20 protein-coding genes are annotated in these 20,143 nt (G+C 61.5%); 7 read left to right on the forward strand and 13 right to left on the reverse strand.

Annotated features, from left to right (window positions below):
• Window positions 1-17: 17 nt before the first annotated feature.
• Complete coding sequence (locus F3J17_RS02565; RefSeq protein WP_240160726.1) at window positions 18-518, forward strand: OmpA family protein; 501 nt, start codon at window positions 18-20, stop codon at window positions 516-518.
• A gap of 181 nt (window positions 519-699) precedes the next feature.
• Here the strand turns inward: F3J17_RS02565 and F3J17_RS02570 are convergent, their stop codons facing one another.
• The 3 genes from F3J17_RS02570 to F3J17_RS02580 form a co-directional block, all read right to left on the reverse strand.
• Entirely contained in the window at window positions 700-1,749 is a 1,050-nt protein-coding gene (locus F3J17_RS02570; RefSeq protein WP_167053468.1) for a low specificity L-threonine aldolase, read from the reverse strand.
• Window positions 1,750-1,875: 126 nt separating this feature from the next.
• Entirely contained in the window at window positions 1,876-2,691 is an 816-nt protein-coding gene (locus F3J17_RS02575) for an AraC family transcriptional regulator (RefSeq protein ID WP_167053470.1), read from the reverse strand.
• Between the two features lie 101 nt (window positions 2,692-2,792).
• Window positions 2,793-3,869: a LacI family DNA-binding transcriptional regulator gene (locus F3J17_RS02580; protein WP_167053472.1), complete on the reverse strand. Its 1,077-nt coding sequence runs from the start codon at window positions 3,867-3,869 to the stop codon at window positions 2,793-2,795.
• Between the two features lie 192 nt (window positions 3,870-4,061).
• Between F3J17_RS02580 and F3J17_RS02585 the strand changes: the two genes are divergently transcribed.
• The 3 genes from F3J17_RS02585 to F3J17_RS02595 are packed head-to-tail and all read left to right on the forward strand — an operon-like array spanning window position 4,062 to window position 8,778.
• Entirely contained in the window at window positions 4,062-5,378 is a 1,317-nt protein-coding gene (locus tag F3J17_RS02585) for an NtaA/DmoA family FMN-dependent monooxygenase (RefSeq protein ID WP_167053474.1), read from the forward strand.
• A gap of 57 nt (window positions 5,379-5,435) precedes the next feature.
• Window positions 5,436-7,775, forward strand: coding sequence for a TonB-dependent receptor (locus F3J17_RS02590; protein ID WP_167053476.1), 2,340 nt, complete (start codon window positions 5,436-5,438; stop codon window positions 7,773-7,775).
• Window positions 7,776-7,797: 22 nt separating this feature from the next.
• Complete coding sequence (locus tag F3J17_RS02595; protein WP_240160727.1) at window positions 7,798-8,778, forward strand: aliphatic sulfonate ABC transporter substrate-binding protein; 981 nt, start codon at window positions 7,798-7,800, stop codon at window positions 8,776-8,778.
• An 8-nt stretch (window positions 8,779-8,786) separates the two neighbouring features.
• On the opposite strand, the gene F3J17_RS02600 is transcribed toward F3J17_RS02595, so the two are convergent.
• A complete protein-coding gene (locus F3J17_RS02600; protein ID WP_167053478.1) occupies window positions 8,787-9,644 on the reverse strand; it encodes a LysR family transcriptional regulator in 858 nt (285 codons plus the stop codon).
• 139 nt (window positions 9,645-9,783) lie between these two features.
• Here F3J17_RS02600 and F3J17_RS02605 point away from each other — a divergent pair, with 139 nt between their 5' ends.
• The gene (locus tag F3J17_RS02605; protein ID WP_167053480.1) at window positions 9,784-11,085 is read left to right on the forward strand and encodes an aspartate aminotransferase family protein; all 1,302 of its coding nucleotides are present in this window, start codon (window positions 9,784-9,786) and stop codon (window positions 11,083-11,085) included.
• Here F3J17_RS02605 and F3J17_RS02610 read toward each other — a convergent pair.
• The 5 genes from F3J17_RS02610 to F3J17_RS02630 all read right to left on the reverse strand — a co-directional run bounded on the left by F3J17_RS02610 (window position 11,082) and on the right by F3J17_RS02630 (window position 14,752).
• On the reverse strand, window positions 11,082-11,411 hold the full coding sequence (locus tag F3J17_RS02610) for a hypothetical protein (protein ID WP_240160728.1): 330 nt from the start codon (window positions 11,409-11,411) through the stop codon (window positions 11,082-11,084). The genes F3J17_RS02605 and F3J17_RS02610 overlap by 4 nt on opposite strands.
• 79 nt (window positions 11,412-11,490) lie before the next feature.
• Entirely contained in the window at window positions 11,491-11,829 is a 339-nt protein-coding gene (locus tag F3J17_RS02615; RefSeq protein WP_167053482.1) for a superinfection immunity protein, read from the reverse strand.
• 226 nt (window positions 11,830-12,055) lie between these two features.
• A complete protein-coding gene (locus F3J17_RS02620) occupies window positions 12,056-12,598 on the reverse strand; it encodes a cytochrome b (RefSeq protein WP_167053484.1) in 543 nt (180 codons plus the stop codon).
• Entirely contained in the window at window positions 12,595-13,662 is a 1,068-nt protein-coding gene (locus F3J17_RS02625; protein ID WP_167053486.1) for a catalase family peroxidase, read from the reverse strand. Before F3J17_RS02625 ends, F3J17_RS02620 begins: the two co-directional genes overlap by 4 nt.
• Before the next feature lie 118 nt (window positions 13,663-13,780).
• On the reverse strand, window positions 13,781-14,752 hold the full coding sequence (locus F3J17_RS02630) for a phosphatase PAP2 family protein (protein WP_167053488.1): 972 nt from the start codon (window positions 14,750-14,752) through the stop codon (window positions 13,781-13,783).
• Window positions 14,753-14,965: 213 nt separating this feature from the next.
• On the opposite strand from F3J17_RS02630, the gene F3J17_RS02635 reads away from it, so the two are divergent.
• On the forward strand, window positions 14,966-15,700 hold the full coding sequence (locus F3J17_RS02635) for a metallophosphoesterase family protein (RefSeq protein ID WP_167053490.1): 735 nt from the start codon (window positions 14,966-14,968) through the stop codon (window positions 15,698-15,700).
• A 30-nt stretch (window positions 15,701-15,730) separates the two neighbouring features.
• Here F3J17_RS02635 and F3J17_RS02640 read toward each other — a convergent pair whose 3' ends face one another.
• From F3J17_RS02640 to F3J17_RS02655, 4 genes are all read right to left on the reverse strand, one after another.
• Window positions 15,731-16,192: a hypothetical protein gene (locus F3J17_RS02640; protein ID WP_167053492.1), complete on the reverse strand. Its 462-nt coding sequence runs from the start codon at window positions 16,190-16,192 to the stop codon at window positions 15,731-15,733.
• A gap of 105 nt (window positions 16,193-16,297) precedes the next feature.
• Window positions 16,298-16,903 carry a flagellar transcriptional regulator FlhC gene (gene flhC / locus F3J17_RS02645; RefSeq protein ID WP_167054452.1) on the reverse strand — a complete coding sequence of 202 codons (606 nt, stop codon included), beginning with the start codon at window positions 16,901-16,903 and terminating at the stop codon, window positions 16,298-16,300.
• 21 nt (window positions 16,904-16,924) lie between these two features.
• Window positions 16,925-17,242 (reverse strand): flagellar transcriptional regulator FlhD, encoded by a 318-nt coding sequence (gene flhD / locus F3J17_RS02650; RefSeq protein WP_167053494.1) that lies wholly within the window; start codon window positions 17,240-17,242, stop codon window positions 16,925-16,927.
• 341 nt (window positions 17,243-17,583) lie between these two features.
• On the reverse strand, window positions 17,584-17,799 hold the full coding sequence (locus F3J17_RS02655) for a DUF3820 family protein (protein ID WP_167053495.1): 216 nt from the start codon (window positions 17,797-17,799) through the stop codon (window positions 17,584-17,586).
• Between the two features lie 221 nt (window positions 17,800-18,020).
• On the opposite strand from F3J17_RS02655, the gene F3J17_RS02660 reads away from it, so the two are divergent.
• Window positions 18,021-20,030 (forward strand): SMP-30/gluconolactonase/LRE family protein, encoded by a 2,010-nt coding sequence (locus tag F3J17_RS02660; RefSeq protein WP_167053497.1) that lies wholly within the window; start codon window positions 18,021-18,023, stop codon window positions 20,028-20,030.
• Window positions 20,031-20,143: the final 113 nt, after the last annotated feature.

Raw genomic sequence — 20,143 nt, forward strand, 5'->3', positions numbered from 1 at the left:
TTCTGAAGGAGAGCCACTTGAAGAAACTGTTTTCGCTTGGGACCGGGATTGGTGTGCTCGCGCTCCTTTCTGCGTGCTCGGGGCTGGACCGCAGCCATGAGATCGCGCTAAATCAGGCCACCGGTATCGAGGTGATGCAAGGTCCGAACGGCGTGGAATTACGCCTGCCGGAAAAGGTGCTATTCGATTTCGACAAGTCCGACCTCCGGGCGGATTCGACACCTGCAATTTCCCGTGCGGTCGTGCTGCTCAAGCGCAGCGACAAGCCGGTCATCGTCGAAGGGCATACGGACAATGTCGGCACGCGTGAGTACAACATGCAGTTATCCAAAGCACGCGCCACGACCGTTGCCGACGCGCTTGAGGCGCGGGGTATCGCCAACTCGCGGGTCACGACAAAGGGTCTTGCCTACGATCATCCCGTTGCGAGCAACGATACGCCTGAGGGGCAGGCGAGGAACCGGCGCACCGAAATTGTGATCGTAGGCGAGTCCGAGTCCCGGATTCTGGGTAGGTGAGCGGAGCGGTCGGAGGGTTCTGGAAACGTGTCGGAGAGCGAGCAGTCAGGACAGTGAGCGCGGCCACCGGCCTGCGTGCCGCTCTCGATTTGAAACTTCGCGGCCTGCGAAAGCGAAATCGCAGCGCTAACAGACGCGTTTCAATACGCTGGGCGCGGCGACGAAATCACGCCTGTGCCGCTTACGCAGTCCGCGCCTGCTCCACCAACCCATCCACATCCTCAAACGTAGTCGAAAACGCCGTCACAAACCGCACAATGCCCTTTCCCCAGCGGTCGTGATAGAACCGGAATCCCGCGTCAAGCAGCGCCTTTATCAACGCATCCGGCAACTTGCAAAACACAATATTTGCCTCGGGCGCCCCTAAAACCTCAACCCCATCCATCCCAGCCAGCCCTTGCGTAAGCCGCAGGGCAGCCGCATTCGCCTGACGTGCATTCCTTAACCACAAATCATCCTTCAGATAGGCATCGATCTGCGCCGCCAGAAACCGCATCTTCGAAAACAGGTGACCCGCGCGTTTGCGACGAAACGCCAACTCATCGGCTAACGACCGGTCGAACAGCACAATCGCCTCAGCCGCAAGCACGCCATTCTTCGTAGCGCCTAGCGAAAGCGCATGCACACCCGCTTTCCACGTCATCTCCGCAGGCGTACAGCCCTGTGACACGAGCGCATTCGCAAAACGCGATCCATCCATATGCAGCCGTATATTCGCGGCCTTGCACGCATCGCCGATTGCCTCGATTTCGCCGAGCGTATAGACGCTGCCTTCTTCGGTGGCCTGCGTGATGCTCGCGCACGCGGGTTGCGTCGAATGCACATCGCCGACTTTTGCACGTGCCGCTTCCAGCAGTTTTGCCGGATCCATCTTCGCCGCCTCGCCTTCAACCGTCACGAGCTTCGCGCCGTTGGTATAGAACGCAGGCGCGCCGCATTCGTCGTTATTGATGTGGCTGGACGCGTGGCAATAAATGTTGCCCCAGGGCGGCGTCATCGCGCTCAGACACAGCGCATTGGCGGCCGTGCCGGTAGGGACCAGCAGCACGTCCACTTCGCGCTCGAAGATCTCGCACAGTCGGCGCTCGACGCTTGCCGTATAGGGGTCCGCGCCATAGGGGTTGGCCTGTCCCGCGCTCGCGGCCACCAGTGCTTCGATGACTTCGGGCGATGCGCCCGCAATGTTGTCGCTCGTGAAACCCAGGGCTGGCGCCCTGTTATTGCTCGTCATGGTCATTTCCCTAACTCGGCAGGGGCGAATGCCCCGGATGCGGGCATCGTATGTCGGACGAGGGGCAGAGCGCTTGTAAAAAATTGACGCGTGCGATGCAAGCGCTCCAGCCACGGACGAGGAATATCAGGCGCGAAAGCGCGAGGGCGCGACGCCATAGGCCTGGCGGAATGCGCGATTGAAATGGCTCTGATCGTAGAAGCCAACGGCCTGAGCGACCGTGGCAATGGCCTGCGAGCCTTGCAGCAGCAGTTCGCAGGCATGTTCGAGCCGCAGGCGCAGCAGCCATGCATGCGGCGTCATGCCGATGGTCAGCTTGAATTGCTTGAGGAACTGGAAGCGGCCGAGTCCGCATAGGGAGGCCAATTCTTCGAGGGTGATTTTTTCAGCGAGACGGCTGTGGCAGTAATCGCGTACGCGGCCCCATTGGGCCGGCCCGAGCGCACCGGGCACGCGCTCGGGCACGATGGCGCGAGACTGGAGCAGCAGGTTTTCCAGCAACGTGAGCCACTGCGTCTGCACGTCGAGGCCGCTCGCGCCGTCGTTATCGCGCATCGTGTCGTGCAGGCGTACAAGGCTGCTTGCGAGCCGCGGGTCGTTCAGCACCGCGCTGCTGAGTTCGGGCGCGCCCGACCGGCCGCTAATTTCGCCGGCCACGCTGGCGACCAGTTCCTGCGATAGCCGGAAGGTCTTGAGTGTGTATTCGCCGCCGTCCTGGGCCACACCGTCGTGAATCTCACCAGGCGGCATCAGGGCGATCGTACCGGGACCCAGCAACACGCTTTTGCCATGGCTGCCTTGACGCTGGACGCCCTCGCTCACGAGTCCCACGTGAAAGTCCAGGTGGAAGTGCCGATCGAAGCTGAATTCGGCGAAGCGCGCGGTACTCAGCACGAGGCCGGGCACCTCGGATATCTGCTGGTAGTGGACGTAGTCGCTCATGAATCAGGGTGCGATGGCAATGCTGGCGCAAGGTTGAACAGGCTTTGCGAAGTATACCGCCGCAATCGGAATGCTCGCCGGGACGCTTTTGCCCAGCTCCGTCAGGTGCTCTCGCGCACAATCAGCTCGCACGCCAGTGCTTTCGGCCGCCGCACGGCGCCAGCGCGTTCCTTGCCGGCTTGCGAGGCGTCGAGCCGCGCGAAGATCAGTTCCGCGGCCAGCATGCCCATCTGCCTTGCGGGTGGGCGGATCGTGGTCAGCCCCGGCGTGAGCATTTCCGAGAACGGAAAGTCGCCAAATCCCATCAGCGCCACGCGCCCCGGCACCGCGACGCCCGCGCGCTGCGCTGCGAGCAGGGCGCCCGAGGCCAGATTGTCGTTGGCGAACACGATCGCATCGGCGGGCTCGGGGCCGTCGAGCAGCGCGAAGAGCGCCTCGCGTCCCGCGTGTGCTGGCTGGGCTTCCGTTGGCACATAGAAGCGCGGCTCGCGGCCATGCTCGCGCATCACTTCAGCGAAGCCGTCGCGGCGCTCCAGCGCGCTGAAGTCGCCCGCTGCGCTGTTCTGCACGAAGGCAATGCGCCGATAGCCGCGTTCCAGCAAATGCCGCGCCGCCATTCGACCTACTTCCGGATGAGAGAAACCCACCTGCCATGGCTTGCGGCGCGGCTGATAGTCCCATGTCTCGATCACGGGCACGCTGGTGCGCGCGAGCATTGCCTCGGTTGCCTGAGTGTGGAAATGCGAGGTCAACACGAGCGCTGCCGGTGACCACCCCAGCAGTCCACGCACGGCATTTTCTTCCTGCTCGCTCGAAAAATAGCTGGACGCCAGCAGCAGTTGATAGCCGTGCGCCGTGACGGCATCGCTGAAGCTCTGGATCGTGGCAGCGAAAATTGGCCCGGAGATATTGGGTATCACCATGCCGATCACCCGGCTATGCGCGGACGCGAGGCCGCCCGCCACCAGATTCGGTACATAACCCAGTTGCGCGACGGCTTGTGCAATGCGCTCGCGTAGCGCCTCGGAGATACGTTCGGGATCCTGAAAATAGCGCGAAACGCTGATCTGCGAAATACCCAGGTGGTCCGCTACATCACGCAGCGTGACACGTCCCGAGTTGCGCCGCAGCCGCGTGTGCGGTTCTTCGTCTGCTGCGTGTTTAGCCGTATTCCGCATATGTTCTGCCGATTTCGTTATTTGACGCCGGCGCGCCGGGCAAAGGAAACTGCCGCCAATGTTAGCGCTAACCGCTCGATCCGACCAGCGCTACGAACGCGGTCTGCGTGATGCGCAAAATCGTTGTTAAAGCGGACGACGTCGCAATGCCGGCTTTGTCGGATGGAATCTACGGAATTAATGAGGAGTTCGATGAAACGTGAGATGCATCTGGGCGCGTTCCTGATGGAAACGGGCCACCACCTCGCGGCCTGGCGTCTCGACGAGGTGCAGGCCGACGCGGGTCTCGATATCCACGCGTGGATCCGGCTCGCGCAGCTGGCCGAAGCGGCATGCTTCGATGCGTTATTCGTAGCGGACAGCGTGGCGGCCAACACGGGCGCCGGTGCGGATCGCGTGGCCCGCGCCGACCGCCTTGATCCGCTGACATTGCTCCCCGCGCTGGCGGTGACGACGCAACGTATCGGTCTCATTGGCACGGCAACTACCAGCTACAACGAGCCGTATCACATTGCGCGCAAGTTCGCCTCGCTCGATCACATCAGCAGCGGTCGGGCAGGGTGGAATCTCGTGACGACCGACAACGCGGCGGAAGCAGGCAATTTCGGGCGGGCCGAGCATTACAGCCATGTCGATCGTTACGCGCGCGCCGAGGAGTTCTATCGCGTGGTGACCGCGCTTTGGGACAGCTGGGACGATGCGAGTTTCGTGCGCGACAAGCGCAGCGGCCAATACTACGACGCGGCAACGCTGCGCATGCCGCTGCATCGTGGCGAGCACTTCTGCGTCGATGGTCCGTTGAATGTGGCGCGCGCGCCGCAAGGCTGGCCGGTGGTCGTCCAAGCGGGGTCATCGGAGCGGGGGCGTGAGCTGGCGGCGCGTACAGCGGAGGTCGTATTCACGGCGCAAGCCAGTTTCGACACCGCGCAGGCTTTCTATCGCGATCTCAAGCAGCGCGTCGTGGCGGCGGGACGCAAGCGCGATTCGCTCAAGATCATGCCGGGACTCTCGGTGATTGTTGCGCCTACGCTGGAAGAGGCGCGTTCGCGTGAGGCGGAACTTCAGGCATTGGTGCATCCGGAAGCCGGTCTCGCACTGCTCGCGCGGATGATCGGCAATTTCGATCTGAGCGGCGTCGATCTGGATGCGCCCCTGCCCGATCTGCCGATGACCGACAGCGGGCAACGCAGCCGACAGCAGTTACTCACCAGCATTGCAGGCAGTGAACGGCTCACGGTGCGCCAGCTCTATCTGCGCATCGCGGGCGGGCGCGGGCATTTCACGCTGGTCGGCACGCCGCAAAGCGTGGCTGACGAGATGCAGCACTGGTTCGAGAACGGCGCTGCAGACGGCTTCAACATCATGGCCGCCGATCTGCCCGGCGGGCTGGAACGCTTTTGCGATCTTGTCGTCCCCGAACTGCGTCGCCGTGGATTATTTCGGACAGCATATCGAGGGGAGACGTTGCGCGATCACCTGGGATTGCAGCGGCCCGTGCGCGAACGATGAGCCCCACGTAATTCAAAACACCGCAGAACAATAAAACTCAACGTGAACAATAACCACATGAATGACATTCGCACGCCGCTCACGCGCCAGACACTCATCGTGGGCGCTCTTTGCGTCGCGACTGTCACGTCGGCCCACGCAGCCGACAACACCAATAGCACCGATCGCGCCGATCGCGCCGATCAAGCCGCGCCTGCCTTAGCTGCATCGTCGGCCTCCGCGCAAAGGCCCACCGAATTGCCGACGGTCACTGTCACGGCTACGCGCCGCAACGAATCCGCGCAAAAAGTCCCCATCGCGCTCACCGTGGTCAGCGGCGCGGAAATGGAGCGCGCGGGCAACAACACCGTGCAGTCGCTCGTCACGGCGGTGCCCGAACTGACCTTCAAGCCTTCGCTGTCGAGCAAGGACACCACGTTGACGATCCGTGGCGTGGGGACCAATTCGACTTCGCCGGGCGTGGAGCCTTCGGTGTCCACCGTGATCGACGGCGTGGTCTACGCACGCCCCGGCCAGGCAACGCTCGATCTGCTGGACGTCGATCACGTGGAAGTGCTGCGCGGCCCGCAGGGCACGCTGTTCGGCAAGAACGCAACGGCAGGCGTCATCAACATCGTCACACGCGATCCGGCAAAACAACCGACCGGCTATATCGATACGCAGTTCTATCAAGGCGGTGAGCAGCGCGTGCGTGCAGGCGTGGAAGGCACGTTGCTGCCAGGTTTGCTCACGGGCTCGTTCACCGCGCTTTATGGTCGCTACGACGGCAACGTCAAAAACGTCTACAACGGCGAGGAGATCAACGGCTATAACCATAAGGGATTTCGCTCGAAGTTCGTGTTCACGCCCAGCAGCAATGTGAAAGCGACGATCATCGCCGACTACATGTACGCGCACGATTCGTACGCGGCTGGCGTGATCGGCAAGGCGACCAATCCGATCTACACCGCTGCGCTTTCGCCGGTCGTGCCGAGCCTGCAGAACCGTGAAGTCAACTATCCCTATGGGCCTTCGGTAGAAGACACCAACTGGGGCGTTTCCGCGCAAGTCGACTGGAAACTGGGCGGCGGCTACACGTTGTCCTCGATTTCGGCTTACCGCCAATGGCTCAATCGTCAACGTACCGACGAAGCCTGGGTTCCGCAGGTCTATCAGCAGATTCCCAGTTCGAACGATCGCGGCGATCTGGGCTTTACGCAGCTATCGCAGGAACTGCGACTGGCGTCGCCGAAGGGTGGCTTCTTCGACTATGTCGCCGGTGTCTACGCGCTGCATACGCAGGACAACGAGCACTACAACCGCGCCGTGACGACCTGCACGAACTCGACCTCGGCGAGCATCGTGAGCGGCCTCACGCCCTGCTACGCGGGTTCGTCCACGCTCACGCACACAACCGGCGACGCGTTGTTCGGCACGCTCACCAATAGCTTCGCGGCTTATGGCGAAGGCACGTTTCACCTGAGCGATCGTCTGCGCGCCATCACGGGCCTGCGCGTCACGCACGATGAAGTGGGCTATGATTTCGAGCGCACCTCGACTTCCGCTGCAGCGGTGTCGGGCATCAATCCCTCGTTTGCGTCGTCGGGCTGGACGAGCGCGAATGGCGTGTCGGGACGCGCGGGCCTGGAGTTCGATCTCACCCGCGACGTCATGCTCTATGCGATGTACTCGCATGGCTACAAGGGGCCGGCCTTCAACGTGTTCTTCAACATGCAGCAGCGCGATACGCCCGCGCTGCGTCCCGAAGAGTCGAATTCGTACGAGATCGGTGCGAAGATGCAGACGCCCGACCATCGTTACACCGCCAATATCGCGCTGTACGACACGCATTATCAGAACTACCAGGCAAATTATTACGACACGGTGGCCGGGCAGGTGGTCACGCGGCTCATCAATGCGGGCACGGTATCGACGCGCGGCGTCGAACTGGATCTGGGCGCGCGACCGCTGCGCGGCTTGAGTCTCACCGGCGGCCTGGCGTTCACCGACGCGCATATCGACGAATTCAATTGCCCCGTCGGCGCGCAGGCAAGCTGCAACGTCAATGGCAAAACGCTGCCGTTCTCGCCGACCTTCAAGGCCAATATATCCGCCGATTATCGTCATCCGCTGCCCATCGGCCCGGAGCTTGAGTTGTACGCGAATTACTTCTGGCAAAGCCGCGTGCAATACGACCTCGCGCAGTCGCCGAATACCATCCAGGGCGCGTACGGCATTCTCAATGCAAGCGTGGCGCTGAATTTCGATAACGGCTGGCGTGTCGCGTTGATCGGCAAGAACCTGCTCGACAAATCCTATGTGAGCGTGATGGCGACAGGATCGGGATACGTAACGATTGGCGTGCCGCGCGATGCGGACCGCTACTTCGGCATTCAGTTGCGCAAGGACTTTTTCTGACTTTTATCGAGGGGCAGCGATTATGCAGTTGTTCATCAAAGCGTTTTCGCGCGTACGCATCGCCGCGCTATTCACTGCGCTCACGGCGTCGTGCGCACTTGTCGCACCGATGACGGCATCGGCTGAAGCGGTGCTGAATATCGGCTATCAGAAGGGCACGCCGCTCACGCTGCTCAAGGCGCGCGGTACGCTGGACAGCGCGCTGGCGGCCAAAGGCTATGCGGTGCGCTGGACCGAGTTTCCCGCCGGACCGCCGTTGCTCGAAGCGATGAACGCTGGCGCGATCGACATCGGCTATACGGGTGCGCCGCCGCCGATTTTTGCGCAGGCTGCGGGTAGCCGCGTGGTCTATCTGGCGGCGGAACCCGCCGGGCCGCATAACGAAGCGTTGATCGTGCGTGCGGGTTCGCCGCTCAAGCGCGTGGCCGATCTCAAGGGCCATACGGTGGCGCTCGCGCGCGGCTCCAGTTCGCACTATCTGCTGGTGGCCGCGCTCGCGCAGGCGGGGCTGCGCTATGAAGACGTCAAGCCCGTGTTCCTTTCGCCCGCCGATGCGCGTGCGGCGTTCGACAGCGGTCACGTCGATGCCTGGGCGATCTGGGATCCGTATCTCGCGGTGGTCCAGGCCGCCGAGCCCACGCGTACGCTCGCCGATTACGCATCGGGAATTCCGCAGCCGTATAGCTTCTTTCTGGGCGCGCCGGACTTCGTGCACGGTCACCGCGATATCGTCGAAACGGTGTTGCGCGCGGTCGCCGATGGCGATGCGTGGGTAAGCGCGCATCGCGACGAAACCGCGCAATTGATTGCGCGCGAAACGGGTGTGCCGCCCGTCGTCGTCACGAGCTTTCTCGCACGTTCGCGCTTTGGGATCGTGCCGCTCGATACGCCGATACTCGCGAGCCAGCAGCGCGTCGCCGATGTATTCGCGGCCCAGCATCTGATTCCGCACGCCGTGAAGGTGGATGCGATCGCCGCGCCCGTGGCAATCGGCGGGAAATAAGCGGGTGCTCAGAGGACGGGCAATACCGCGCGGATATGTTCCGCGAAAGCCGCCGCCAGTTGCGACGGCCGCTTGCGGCTGAATTTCACGGTGATGCCCACGGCGGGCAAGGGCGGCAGCGCGGGATCGCCGTTGAGGTTGGCGAGATCGGGCGGCACGGCCGTCTGCGTCATCACCGCGAATGCCTGGCCCGCGCGCACCAAAGCGATCATGCCGGACAGACTGCTGCTCGCGCAGGCGATCCGCCACGCCCGGCCCGCGTCCTTGAGCGCTTCGCAGGCGGCGATATGGTCGAGCGTGTCCGCATCGGAAAGCGCCAGCGGCAAGGGATCGAAGTGCGCCGGATCGAGACCCGGATAGCCGATCCACACCAGTTGCTCGCGTCGAATCAATTCTTCGCCCGGTGCGGCGTCGGGCAGCGACACCATCGCCAGATCGACCGCGCGTTTGTCCAGCAGGTCGAGCAGTCTGGGCGTTGGCGCGCACACCACCTCCACCAGCGCATGCGGATGCTGGCTCGAAAACTGGCGCAGCAGCGCGGGTAAAAACACGGTGGCGTAGTCGTCGGGGCAGCCGAAGCGCAGGCTGCCGGTCAGCCCCGTGCCGCTCAGGTCGGCCATCGCTTCGTCATGTAGGCGCAGCATGCGCTGCGCGTGCACCAGCAGCCGCTCGCCCGGATGCGTGAGCACCACCCCGCGACCGGTGCGCTGAAACAGCGGTTGATCGACGATGGATTCGAGCCGCTTCATCTGCTGACTCAGGGCGGATTGCGTACGGCCTACGCGTTCCGCGGCGCGGCTGAGCGCGCGCACCTCGGCAATCACGGCAAACGAACGCAGCAGGTCGATTTCGAGTATGCGGCTCATGTCAAGTCTCACCCGTTGGGCCTCGATATTAGCGCGGCTTCTAGCTCCCATTAATACTATTCGATTTTGTAAATGCTGAGCGCGTCCTAGACTGCAAGGCATGCCGCCAATTCACGAGTTACCCACGAGGAGAAGCACGGTGTCCCGCAACGACGACGCAACTTTCTGGCACAACGCCAGACAGCATCTGATCCGCTACGGCGGGACCTTTGAGCCGATGATCATCGAGCGTGCGCAAGGCAGTTTCGTCTATGACGCCGACGATCGTCCGATCCTCGATTTCACGTCGGGCCAGATGAGCGCGGTGCTGGGCCACAGCCATCCGGAGATCGTCGCGGTGATCCAGGAGTACGCGGCGCGGCTCGATCACCTCTTTAGCGGCATGCTTTCGCGGCCCGTGGTCGATCTCGCCACGCGTCTGGCCGATATCACGCCGCCCGGGCTCGACCGTGCGTTGCTGCTGAGCACCGGCGCGGAATCGAACGAGGCCGCCATCCGCATGGCGAAGCTCGTCACCGGCAAATACGAAATCGTGGGCTTTGCGCAGTCGTGGCATGGCATGACGGGCGCGGCGGCGTCGGCGACTTACAGCGCGGGACGCAAAGGCGTGGGCCCGGCGGCCGTGGGCTCGTTCGCGATTCCCGCGCCGTTCACCTACCGGCCGCGCTTTGGCAGTGAGGGCGCGTACGACTATCTCGCCGAACTCGATTACGCATTCGATCTGATCGACCGCCAGTCGAGCGGCAATCTCGCGGCCTTTATCGCCGAGCCGATTCTGAGTTCGGGCGGCATCATCGATTTGCCGCCGGGCTATCTGGCGGCGCTCAAGCGCAAATGCGAAGAGCGCGGCATGCTGCTGATTCTCGATGAAGCGCAAACGGGCGTGGGCCGTACCGGGACGATGTTTGCCTTCGAGCGCGACGGCGTCACGCCCGACATGCTCACGCTATCCAAGACCTTGGGCGCGGGTTTGCCGCTGGCGGCGGTGGTGACGTCCGCGCAGATCGAAGAACTGGCCCACGAGCGCGGTTATCTGTTCTACACGACGCATGTGTCCGATCCGCTGCCGGCGGCGGTGGGTCTGCGGGTGCTGGACGTGGTGGCGCGCGAAGGGTTGGTCGAGCGGGCCAACGTGATGGGCGATCGACTGCGACGTGGGCTGCTCGATCTGATGGAACGTTTCGATTGCATCGGCGACGTGCGCGGGCGCGGCTTGCTGCTCGGCATGGAGGTGGTCAAGGACCGCCGCACCAAGGCGCCCGCCGATGGACTGGGCGCGAAGATCACGCGCGAATGCATGAACCTCGGCCTGAGTATGAACATTGTGCAACTGCCGGGCATGGGCGGCGTGTTCCGCATCGCGCCGCCGCTGACGGTGAGCGAGGCGGAAATCGATCTGGGTCTGTCGCTGCTGGAGCAGGCGATCAAGCGCTCGCTTTAAAACTTCGGATTGCACTGGAAGCGCAGCACGGAATCCTGTTCGGCGAGCGCGACCACGCCTTGCCGGCTTTCGGTGTTAAAGCTCGTCTGCATGCCGCGTGCTGCGCAGTAATCAGTGGCTTCGGCCTGTGCACGGCGGTGAGCGCGCGCCCAGGCGAGACTTCCGCCGGCTGCGGAGGCGGTCACCATATAGACGCCATCCTTGCCGGTGGCGGTGACGTCGCCTGCCGACGCGCACGCCGATAACACCGAGGCGGTGGCGAACAGCGAGGCAATCAGGCGGAAAAAGGTACGGGGTGACTTCGACAACGGGGTATTCGACTGCATTTTTAACTTCGTATTGAGGAACAATCTGGGGAAACGCGGGTAAAAATTAAAACAGAGCGGCACATCGCCGCCCGGAGTGTTATGAGCAAAGGTTGGTCGCAATGCGGCGATTGCGGGCCGTTTTATCACGGCATTCCTGGATTGCGCGCAGCTTCACGTGTTCGACGATCTTCTGGCTCGTGATGCGGCCGGCGGCGCTGCGGAATTTGCGGCCAGCCCGCGCGAGCAGTCGATCGTCCTGACGGCGATGCGCCCAGGCGCGTGCCGCGAACCAGCCGACGATCGTCCAGCCCAGCAGGATATTGACCAGCGTGATCGCCAGCGCGTCGCTGTGATTGCGCGCGTCGGCCTCGATGGACGGAATCAGATAAAGGCTCAGAGCGGCAATGGCTGCGGCGCCTTCGAAGACTTGCAACATGACTTCACCTCCGGATTAAGCAGCAATCTGGCGAAGCACCTGTCTTCAGCGCGTCGCAATTGCGATGGAGGCAGTTTAGAACGTTGCTATCGAAAGACAATGCCAATAGAACGAAATCAGAGTTGCGTCAGAGAAAACAATCGCGGCTCGCGTTGAGCATGCGACTAAAACGAAAGGGGCGGATTGAATCCGCCCCTTAAATCGAATCAGGCTGCGCTGGTACGCGTCAACGCCACGGCGACATCGCCTGGAACACGCCGTCGCGCCGCACCAGCGCGTGAAACAAGGCCGCCGCCAGATGCACAACGATCAGCGCGAAGAAGCACAGCGCGAGGAACCGGTGCGCGTTCCATAGCAGTGAATGCAGTTCATTGCTATGGGGCAGGATCGCCGGCAGGCGGATGCCGGCCGCCACAACCGGATAATCCGCCGCCGAGAGCATGCCCCAGCCGATCAGCGGCAGCGCGATCATCAGCGCGTAAAAGACCAGATGCGAGAGATGCGCGGCCAGTTTCATCGGTTCGGGCATGTCGGCCGGCAGCGCTGGCGCGCCTTTGACAAGCCGCGTGACCAGACGGATCAGCGCCAGGATCAGGATGACAATCCCAAGCGGCTTGTGGATCGACACGAGCGTGAGGTAATCGGGCCGGATGGTCGACACCATGCCCACGCCGATAAACAGCATCGACAGGATGCAGATCGCCATGATCCAGTGCAGGGCGCGTTGCAGCGGCGAAAAGCGCGCTTCAGTGGCTTGGCTTGGCGTCATGGCTTCGCTCCTTCGGCAGGCGTGTGCGGATAGTCCTTGTCCTCCGCAGTGCGGCGGTTGAACGAGACCGAATAGGCAGCCGAGCGCGCGGCGGGGAAGGGATCGTCGGAAACGTGGATACCGGCCGGCAAAACCGTGGGATCGAAGTTCAGATCGCGGCAGGGACCATCCGGCTCCGGCTCGATCGCGTTGACCACCAGTGTGCCCGCTTCCACCTTGCGGCGATCGTCCGGCCAGGCTTTGCTGGGGTCGGCAGTGGGGTCGCCCGCGTCGGCCACGGTGACCACCATGGTCCAGCGCTGCGGCCCGGCATGCACGCGATCGGTGATGTCGGTGGCGAGGAAATCGGCGCCGCGCTGCTTGAGCGCATCGGGCGAGACCGCCTCCGGCGTCTGCGCGGGCACGAAGGACCAGCGCACCACGTGGTCTTCGCCTTGTGCATTGGTGAATACGAAACTGTTGAGACTGTTGTAGCGCTCCTGCGAGTAGGAGGCCGTCCACGGTGCGCTGCCGGCCCATGCGCCAAAGGCCGCGAATTCAGGATGCGCGGCGATGAAGTTTTTCATGGCGTCCGGGTCGCTCTTGTTGCCGGCGGCCTGGAGCAGCGCGTAGAAGGCCTGGGGCGTGGCGACGGGGAAGAACGGTGCGTCGATCATGGCCGAGCGCCAGTCGCTGCCGTCGGGGGTGACGATGCGCAGGCTCATGCCGCGCACGCGCACGGTGGCGTCGGCGGCTTTGGCGTCGGCGGTGGCCAGGTTGAAGCGGCCCGTGACCGGATACGACCCGGCAGCGAACATCGGCGCTTTGGAAAGCGCGGCGCCGGCGCCATTAGCCTCGAACGTGCCGGTGAAGCAGATGCCCTTGGCGTGATTGCGCCGGAAGCCGAGCGCCGGGCCGCCCGGCGGCGCGAGACCGTTGACGACCCTGGCGGGCGTGATGCGCCCAGGCGTTAGCCAGCCGGCGGTATAGGCGAACGCGCCCACGATGACCACAACGATGGCGGCGATCAGGATCAGCGAACGCGCAGCGCCATTGGAATCCTTGGAACCCGGTCGATCTGACATGGAACCCTCATTGGTCAATTCGTTGTTAGGCTCTGCTGGGGACTTTGCCAGAGCATAAAGAATTTCTGCCGAGGGGGTTGCGTGTGCGTGCGTGCGCCTGAAACGTCAGATGCGACGTTCAGCCGGGCATCGATTCATTCTTCCGATCAAACCATCGGGCCGCGCAGATGACACCCACCGAAAGCGCCAGTCCAGCAATCAGGTCGACAAGATAATGAGCGCCGCCGTAAAGCGCCGCGAACGTCATCAACACATTCACTACGATAGACACGGCAAAGCAGTATTTGAGGTGTCGCACTGCATAGACAAACAGGACCGCGGCCGCCGCGTGCATGGACGGAAACGACACAAGGCCCTCGTTCAAACCCAGATCGACGCTGCGCAGCGTGCCGTCTCTCAAGGGATAGAACTGAGACCATGGCGTCGAACCGTAGAGATCGACCATCCTGTAGTGAAAGAACGGATTCGCCGCGGGGATGAATGCCGACAGGGTGATGGATATCGATGTGACCACAACAAACAGAAAAATAAAATCCGTTAAATCACGAATTCGATTTTTCATCGATAAAACGATCACCGTGAATGCGACTTGCGGTCCCCAGAGGATATACACGCAATTCGAGAAGAATTTGACGTGATCGTGCCTTGCATACCAGGCTGCCAGCTGATCCCAGTGAAAGCCGATGTGCTGATCAAGGCCAATGAGCACATCATCGATCAGTGGCGCATTCGCCGCAACCGAGAGAGACTGGAAAACCATCGAAGCGGCGAGAAAGATTCTCATGACGGTAAGGCTAAACAGAGCGATGGCCCAGCGTCGAAGTCTTGCTGCTCGACTCAGGACAGCGTATCGGTCTATCTCGCTGATTGCGAACAGAATGACAACGCAAAGCAGGGTGATGGCAATCGGTTCCCATTGGTCCGATATGATGATTTCAAATCCTGTGACCCTGGCGGCCACCATATCGAAGGCGATGAGTACAGCGGTCAGGATGACCGATGCCCAGACAAAATTCGGGTTCACCCGCTCTGATAGTTTTTGTGCGGCAATCGCGTCATGCGGCTCATAACGCGGTCTCAATGTATTCATTGCGCAAGTCTGGCGTTATTTATTTTGCGCCGTTTTTCTGGCGTTCCCGGAAGCATTTTTCAAACGATAACATTTCTGCTTACGGTTGTAAGCGCGAAATTGGCTGGTTGTCGTTTGGTTTGCGTCTTCGGTTAAGCCATGCATTCGACATCCGGTGACGCATCAATGACAATTGTCTTGTTCCGGATTTAAAGGCCTGAGCCCATTCATTCCATGAAAATCGCAGCCATTTCCGATATCCACGGCAATCTCGCGGCGCTCGATGCCGTATTGGATGACGCGCGCAGTCAGGGCGTCGATCTGATCGTCAATCTTGGCGATATCCTCTCTGGCGCGCTTTACCCATCGCAAACGGCTGACCGGCTGATGTCGCTGCGCCTGCCGACGATCAGGGGCAATCACGAACGCCAGCTGCTGGCCGGCGATCCTTCACGTATGGGACCGTCCGATCGCTTTGCGCACTTTGCGTTGCGTGACGATCAACTCGCCTGGCTGCGCGATTTGCCCGCCACGCTCAGACCCGTCGACGACGTTTTGCTCGTACATGGCACGCCCACAAGCGATCTCGACTATTTCCTGGAGACCGTGACGCCAGGCGGTTGCCGGTTCGCGACGCACGCCGAGGTCGAGAGCCGCGCGGGCGACGTTCAGGCGGCGCTGATTCTATGCGGGCACACGCACCTGCAACGATCGATGAGGCTCAATGACGGACGGCTGATCGTGAATCCCGGCAGCGTTGGACTGCCGGCCTATGAAGACGATCATCCGTACCCGCATCGCATGGAAGCGGGCTCTCCGCATGCCCGTTATGCGATCGTCACGAAGCACGCTTCGCATTGGAGTGCGAAATGTAGAGCCGTCAATTACGACTGGAACGAGGCCGCGAAAGTGGCCGCGTCGAATGAGCGGCCGGATTGGGAACAGGCCCTGCGAACGGGATTCTGCTAAAGCGCGATCGTCCGACCACCCGACTGCGATTCAATGCACGATCAATGCATTGGACTGCGCATTACCCGCGCCGGCGGCGATATTGATGCCGATATTTCCACTCGCGCCAGCAAGCGCGCCCGCGCCGAGCGACGCGCTCGCGCTGCCGGCGATCAACTGCACGACGGCATGCGTGCTTTGTTGCGAGACGATGTCCGCTTGAGACGTGGTGGCCAGAACGAGCTGATTCGCCTGCGCGTTGAGCGCGCCCGCCGCCAGATTCACGCCGACATTGCCGCTCGCGCCGCGCAATACGTCGGCGCCTACCGAGGCCGTCGGGGCGCTGATTTTCGCGTTGCCGCCGATGTCCTGCAATGAGGTCAATTTGACCGATGAGAATACGGTGCTGCTGTCGTCGTCGGACAATGCCGTCGATGCGCCCGCGAACGCCGACGAAGCGCCCACACACGTTGCAGCACAGACGGCTACGGCGATAAACATACGGACTTTCATCGATGGCTCCCGGCGTGTGTGAATCACACGAATATCCGCGATATCGACCTACGCCGGCCAAGTTGGAGTCAGGGTTTTCCCTGGGTAGTCGTGCTCATATCGTGCTCACGCTGCCTGGACGGCCACCTCGTCGCCTGCCACCGCGGCCGTATCCACCTCGGTGGCCGCCGCAATCGCTTCCACCACCGCGCGCGCCGCCTTTCTCGTTTTACCTGCGCGCGACGGCGGCTGGCACGCGCCGCACACGACGCCCTTCTGCAGGTCGTGCTTGTGCGCCACGAATTTGCCCGTGCAGCGGCAACAAGGCGTCAGTTGCAGCATTTCGGCCTCGAAGAAGCGCACCAGCGTCCAGGCGCGCGTCAGATCGAGCACGGGCATGGCTTCGGTGCGCGTGCAGTGCTCCAGATAGAGCCGATAACCCTTGGTGAGCGCATCGAGATGCGAGCAGCTCGCTTCCTTCCTCAGAAACAGATACGTGTTGAAGAACAGCGACGCGTGGATATTGGGCAGCCAGGGCATGTACCAGTCCGCCGAGAAAGGCAGCATGCCCTTGGGCGGGGACACGCCGCGCAATTCGCGGTAAAGGCGGATCAGCCGGTCGCGCGAGAGCGACAACTCGCTTTCGAGCACTTGCATGCGCGCCCCGAGTTCGATGAGTGCGATTGCGCGAAATACTTCTTGTGCGTCTTCGGTGACGCTCTTTCGGGTCATTGTATTCATGACGAATCGCGCTTAGACGAGAAGTTCGACAGGGTGACCTGCCATCAGGATGGCAGCATGAGTGGACGCGATCTCGACGTGTTTCGCCGGCTGCGTCAGGGCGGACAGCAGCATCTGATCGTTGAAGCGGAATGCGCACAGCAGATGGTCCGACGCGGCCAGCTTGATGACCTGCGCCAGTGACAGGCCGACCAGAATATCGGCAATTTCGGCCGCCAGGCCCAGGCGGAACATGCCGATTGCACGATCCTCGCGCAACAGGCGCTGCGCCAGCATGAGGTAAGACAGGTTGACTTCGCGAATGCTTTCCTGAATGTCGAGAGAATTCATGGTTGTTAGCCTCGATCGCTGGAAATCAACGACTACGCTAAACGCATATCTCGCTTCATCGGTTCACCGCATCGGCTGACTACGCCAGCTCACTTCGCGTTGATGCCGTCCGATTGAAGGCCGATGAATCAAGCGCTTAGTAGGTGTTTGCCAGTTCAGGGTAGTCCGCTCACCTCTCTCTGGTCAATATTCATACGAATTGATTTCTTTAATCGATCACGGCTCGCGGTGAAGCATCGTTATCGGAATTTTTTATCGGGTCGGGAAAGAAGCGGTCATGTCTTCTCAATGCCGGCTTTAAAGCGGCGCATTCGAAAATTCGAATTGAATAAGGCGAAACGCTAACCGCGTTTGCGTAACGGCTCTAGCAGATCGCGCAAGCCGTTATGATCCATCTCCTGCATCAAGGCAAGGAGCCGGCCAATCTCGCCTGGCGGAAACCCCTCGCGGGCGAACCAGTTGAGGTAGTGCCCTGGCAGGTCGGCGATCAGCCGGCCTTTGTACTTGCCGAAGGGCATGGCGAGGGTGACGAGGCGTTCGAGGTCTGGAGCGTGCATGGCGGCTATTGTGCATGTTTTTTGAAGCGTAAGCGCTCGCAACATCGCTCACAGGCAACGGGTCCCTGATTAAATCCGCTTAAAGTCCTTTGACCGCTGCCGTTAACCGGTGAAATGGCGGAGAGATCGCCCATCCCAATGCCTGCAATCGGCGGAACTGGCACCTCCGCGACTACCCGCACGCGCTGTGCCGCGTGAAGTGCGAAGACATTCCCTCTCTCATGTTTGCGAAACACCTCTGGGCCGCGTGCGTCGCGGTCACGCTCACTGCTGCGTTCGCGCCCGTATGCGAAGCGCAATATTCAACTGACTGGATTGCGAATACTTACGGCACCAATGCAACGCGTGTGGGCAACGTAGCGCGCTCGATGTGGGTAGCACCCGAGGGCGTGATCTATACGGCGTCGATGTGGGACGAAAACGAAGGCGGCGTGGCGCTGTATCAGAACGCTCAGAGCCTTGGATCGATTGGTGCTCATGCCGATTTTCAGGGCGGTGCGATTACCGGCAATGCGACATCGCTATTTGTCGCCATGCAGTTCAATAGTACGTACGGTAGCGGCAAGGTGGGCCGCTACAACCGCACGAGCCGCGCTCGCGATCTGTTGATCAGTGTGAGCAACACGACGACGGAGCGCCTCGCCGACGTCGTCACCGGTCTCGCCACGGCGGGCTCGCTCCTCTATGCCAGCGATTTTCCTGGCAACCGCGTGCGCGTTTTCACCACGACAGGCGTGTGGCAACGCGATATCGGCATCGCAGGTCCGGGCGCACTGGCTGTCGATGCGGCGGGCAATCTCTGGGTCGCGCAAAAGAGCACGGGTAACGTGGTGGAATTCGGCCCGAGCGGCGACAGGCGCAATACGATTCAGCTCGGTTCGAGCGAGCGGCCATCGTCTCTATTTTTTGATTCGCAGACCGCGCAATTGATGATCGGCGACTCCGGCCCGGATATGAACATCAAGCTGTACAACGTTGCGGGCACACCGTTTTTTACCGGCACGTTCGGCGTCAAGGGTGGCTATCTGAATACGGTCACGGGCCTCAAGGGGCAGGTGGGTGACAAGCGTTTTACGCGCGTGGACGGCATCGGCAAGGATTCGGGCGGCATGCTTTACGTGCTGAACAATCCGTGGGGCGGTTCATGGGATCTGGGCCGCGACGGCGGCACCGACATTCACGCCTACGATGGCAGAGGCAATCTGCGCTGGAAACTGCAATCGCTCAATTTCGAGGGCAATGGCGTGCCCGATTCGGGCAGCGACGCTGCCCTGTTCTACGGTGGCACCAACGTGTATGCCGGTACGGCGGGTGGTGTTTTCGTCGCCAATACCGTCGATCCCATTACGTATCCGTCCGATCCGCGTATCAATCTCGCCGACCACGAACGCGGCGAGCATTTCGCGCAACTTGCGTATGTGAACGGACACCGCATTCTGGTTGCGGCGAGCCAGAATCCCGACACCTTTTATTTCTTCCACTTCAACGCGCAGAGTGGCTATATCGCCATTCCCGATGCGACGCTGCCCGGCACCGCCTTCAATACGACGGCGCGAGTCCGTGACGGATTTTGTCTCGATAGCAAAGGCGATATCTGGGTTGGGCTCGACAAAACCAATGTCATTTCGCACTATCCGTTGGCGGGTTTCGACGCAACAGGCAAGCCGATCTGGGGTTCACCCAAAACGTGGCCGATTCCGCGCACGATCTCGCAACTCACGCGCATTGTCTATCTGCCAGAAAGCGACACGATGATTCTCGCGCAAGGCATCACGGGTAATACCGATTGGACAGCGGTAGGCTCGCGTGTGGAGGTGTATCACGGATGGCTCGCCGGCAATACGGGCGCGCCGAATCCCGTCATTACGATTTCGGCGGCGAATGCGAAGTCGATTACGGCCAGTGGCAATTATCTGTTTGCGGGCTACGTGCATACCGTGCCCAATATCGACGCCTTCAATCTCACGACCGGCAAGCTCGATACCACGTTGATCAATAGCAATCCGAATGCGGTGTACGTTGGTAACGATGTCGATTCGATGTACGGATTGCGTTCGTATCGGCGCGCAAATGGCGAATATGTCGTGACCAAGGACAATTACAACGGATCGAACCTCGTCGTGTATCGATGGACGCCAGGCATGACGGCGAGCGTTGCCGCAAGTACGGCCGCAACGTCCGCTTCGGTGACGAAGGCGATGCTCGCATCGCCCTTCGGATCGAATTATTGATGCAGGGATAGTCCTTTTACGGCCTTGTCCACGGCTTTCTTTGGGGCGTTCGTTGAATACGGTTGCGTGGTTCATGGCGAGCGTCATCGCGTGCTCCGGCAGGGCAGATTGCG

It is taken from the genome of Burkholderia sp. Ax-1719, from assembly GCF_011753055.1.
In the GTDB taxonomy this organism is placed as follows: Bacteria; Pseudomonadota; Gammaproteobacteria; order Burkholderiales; family Burkholderiaceae; genus Paraburkholderia.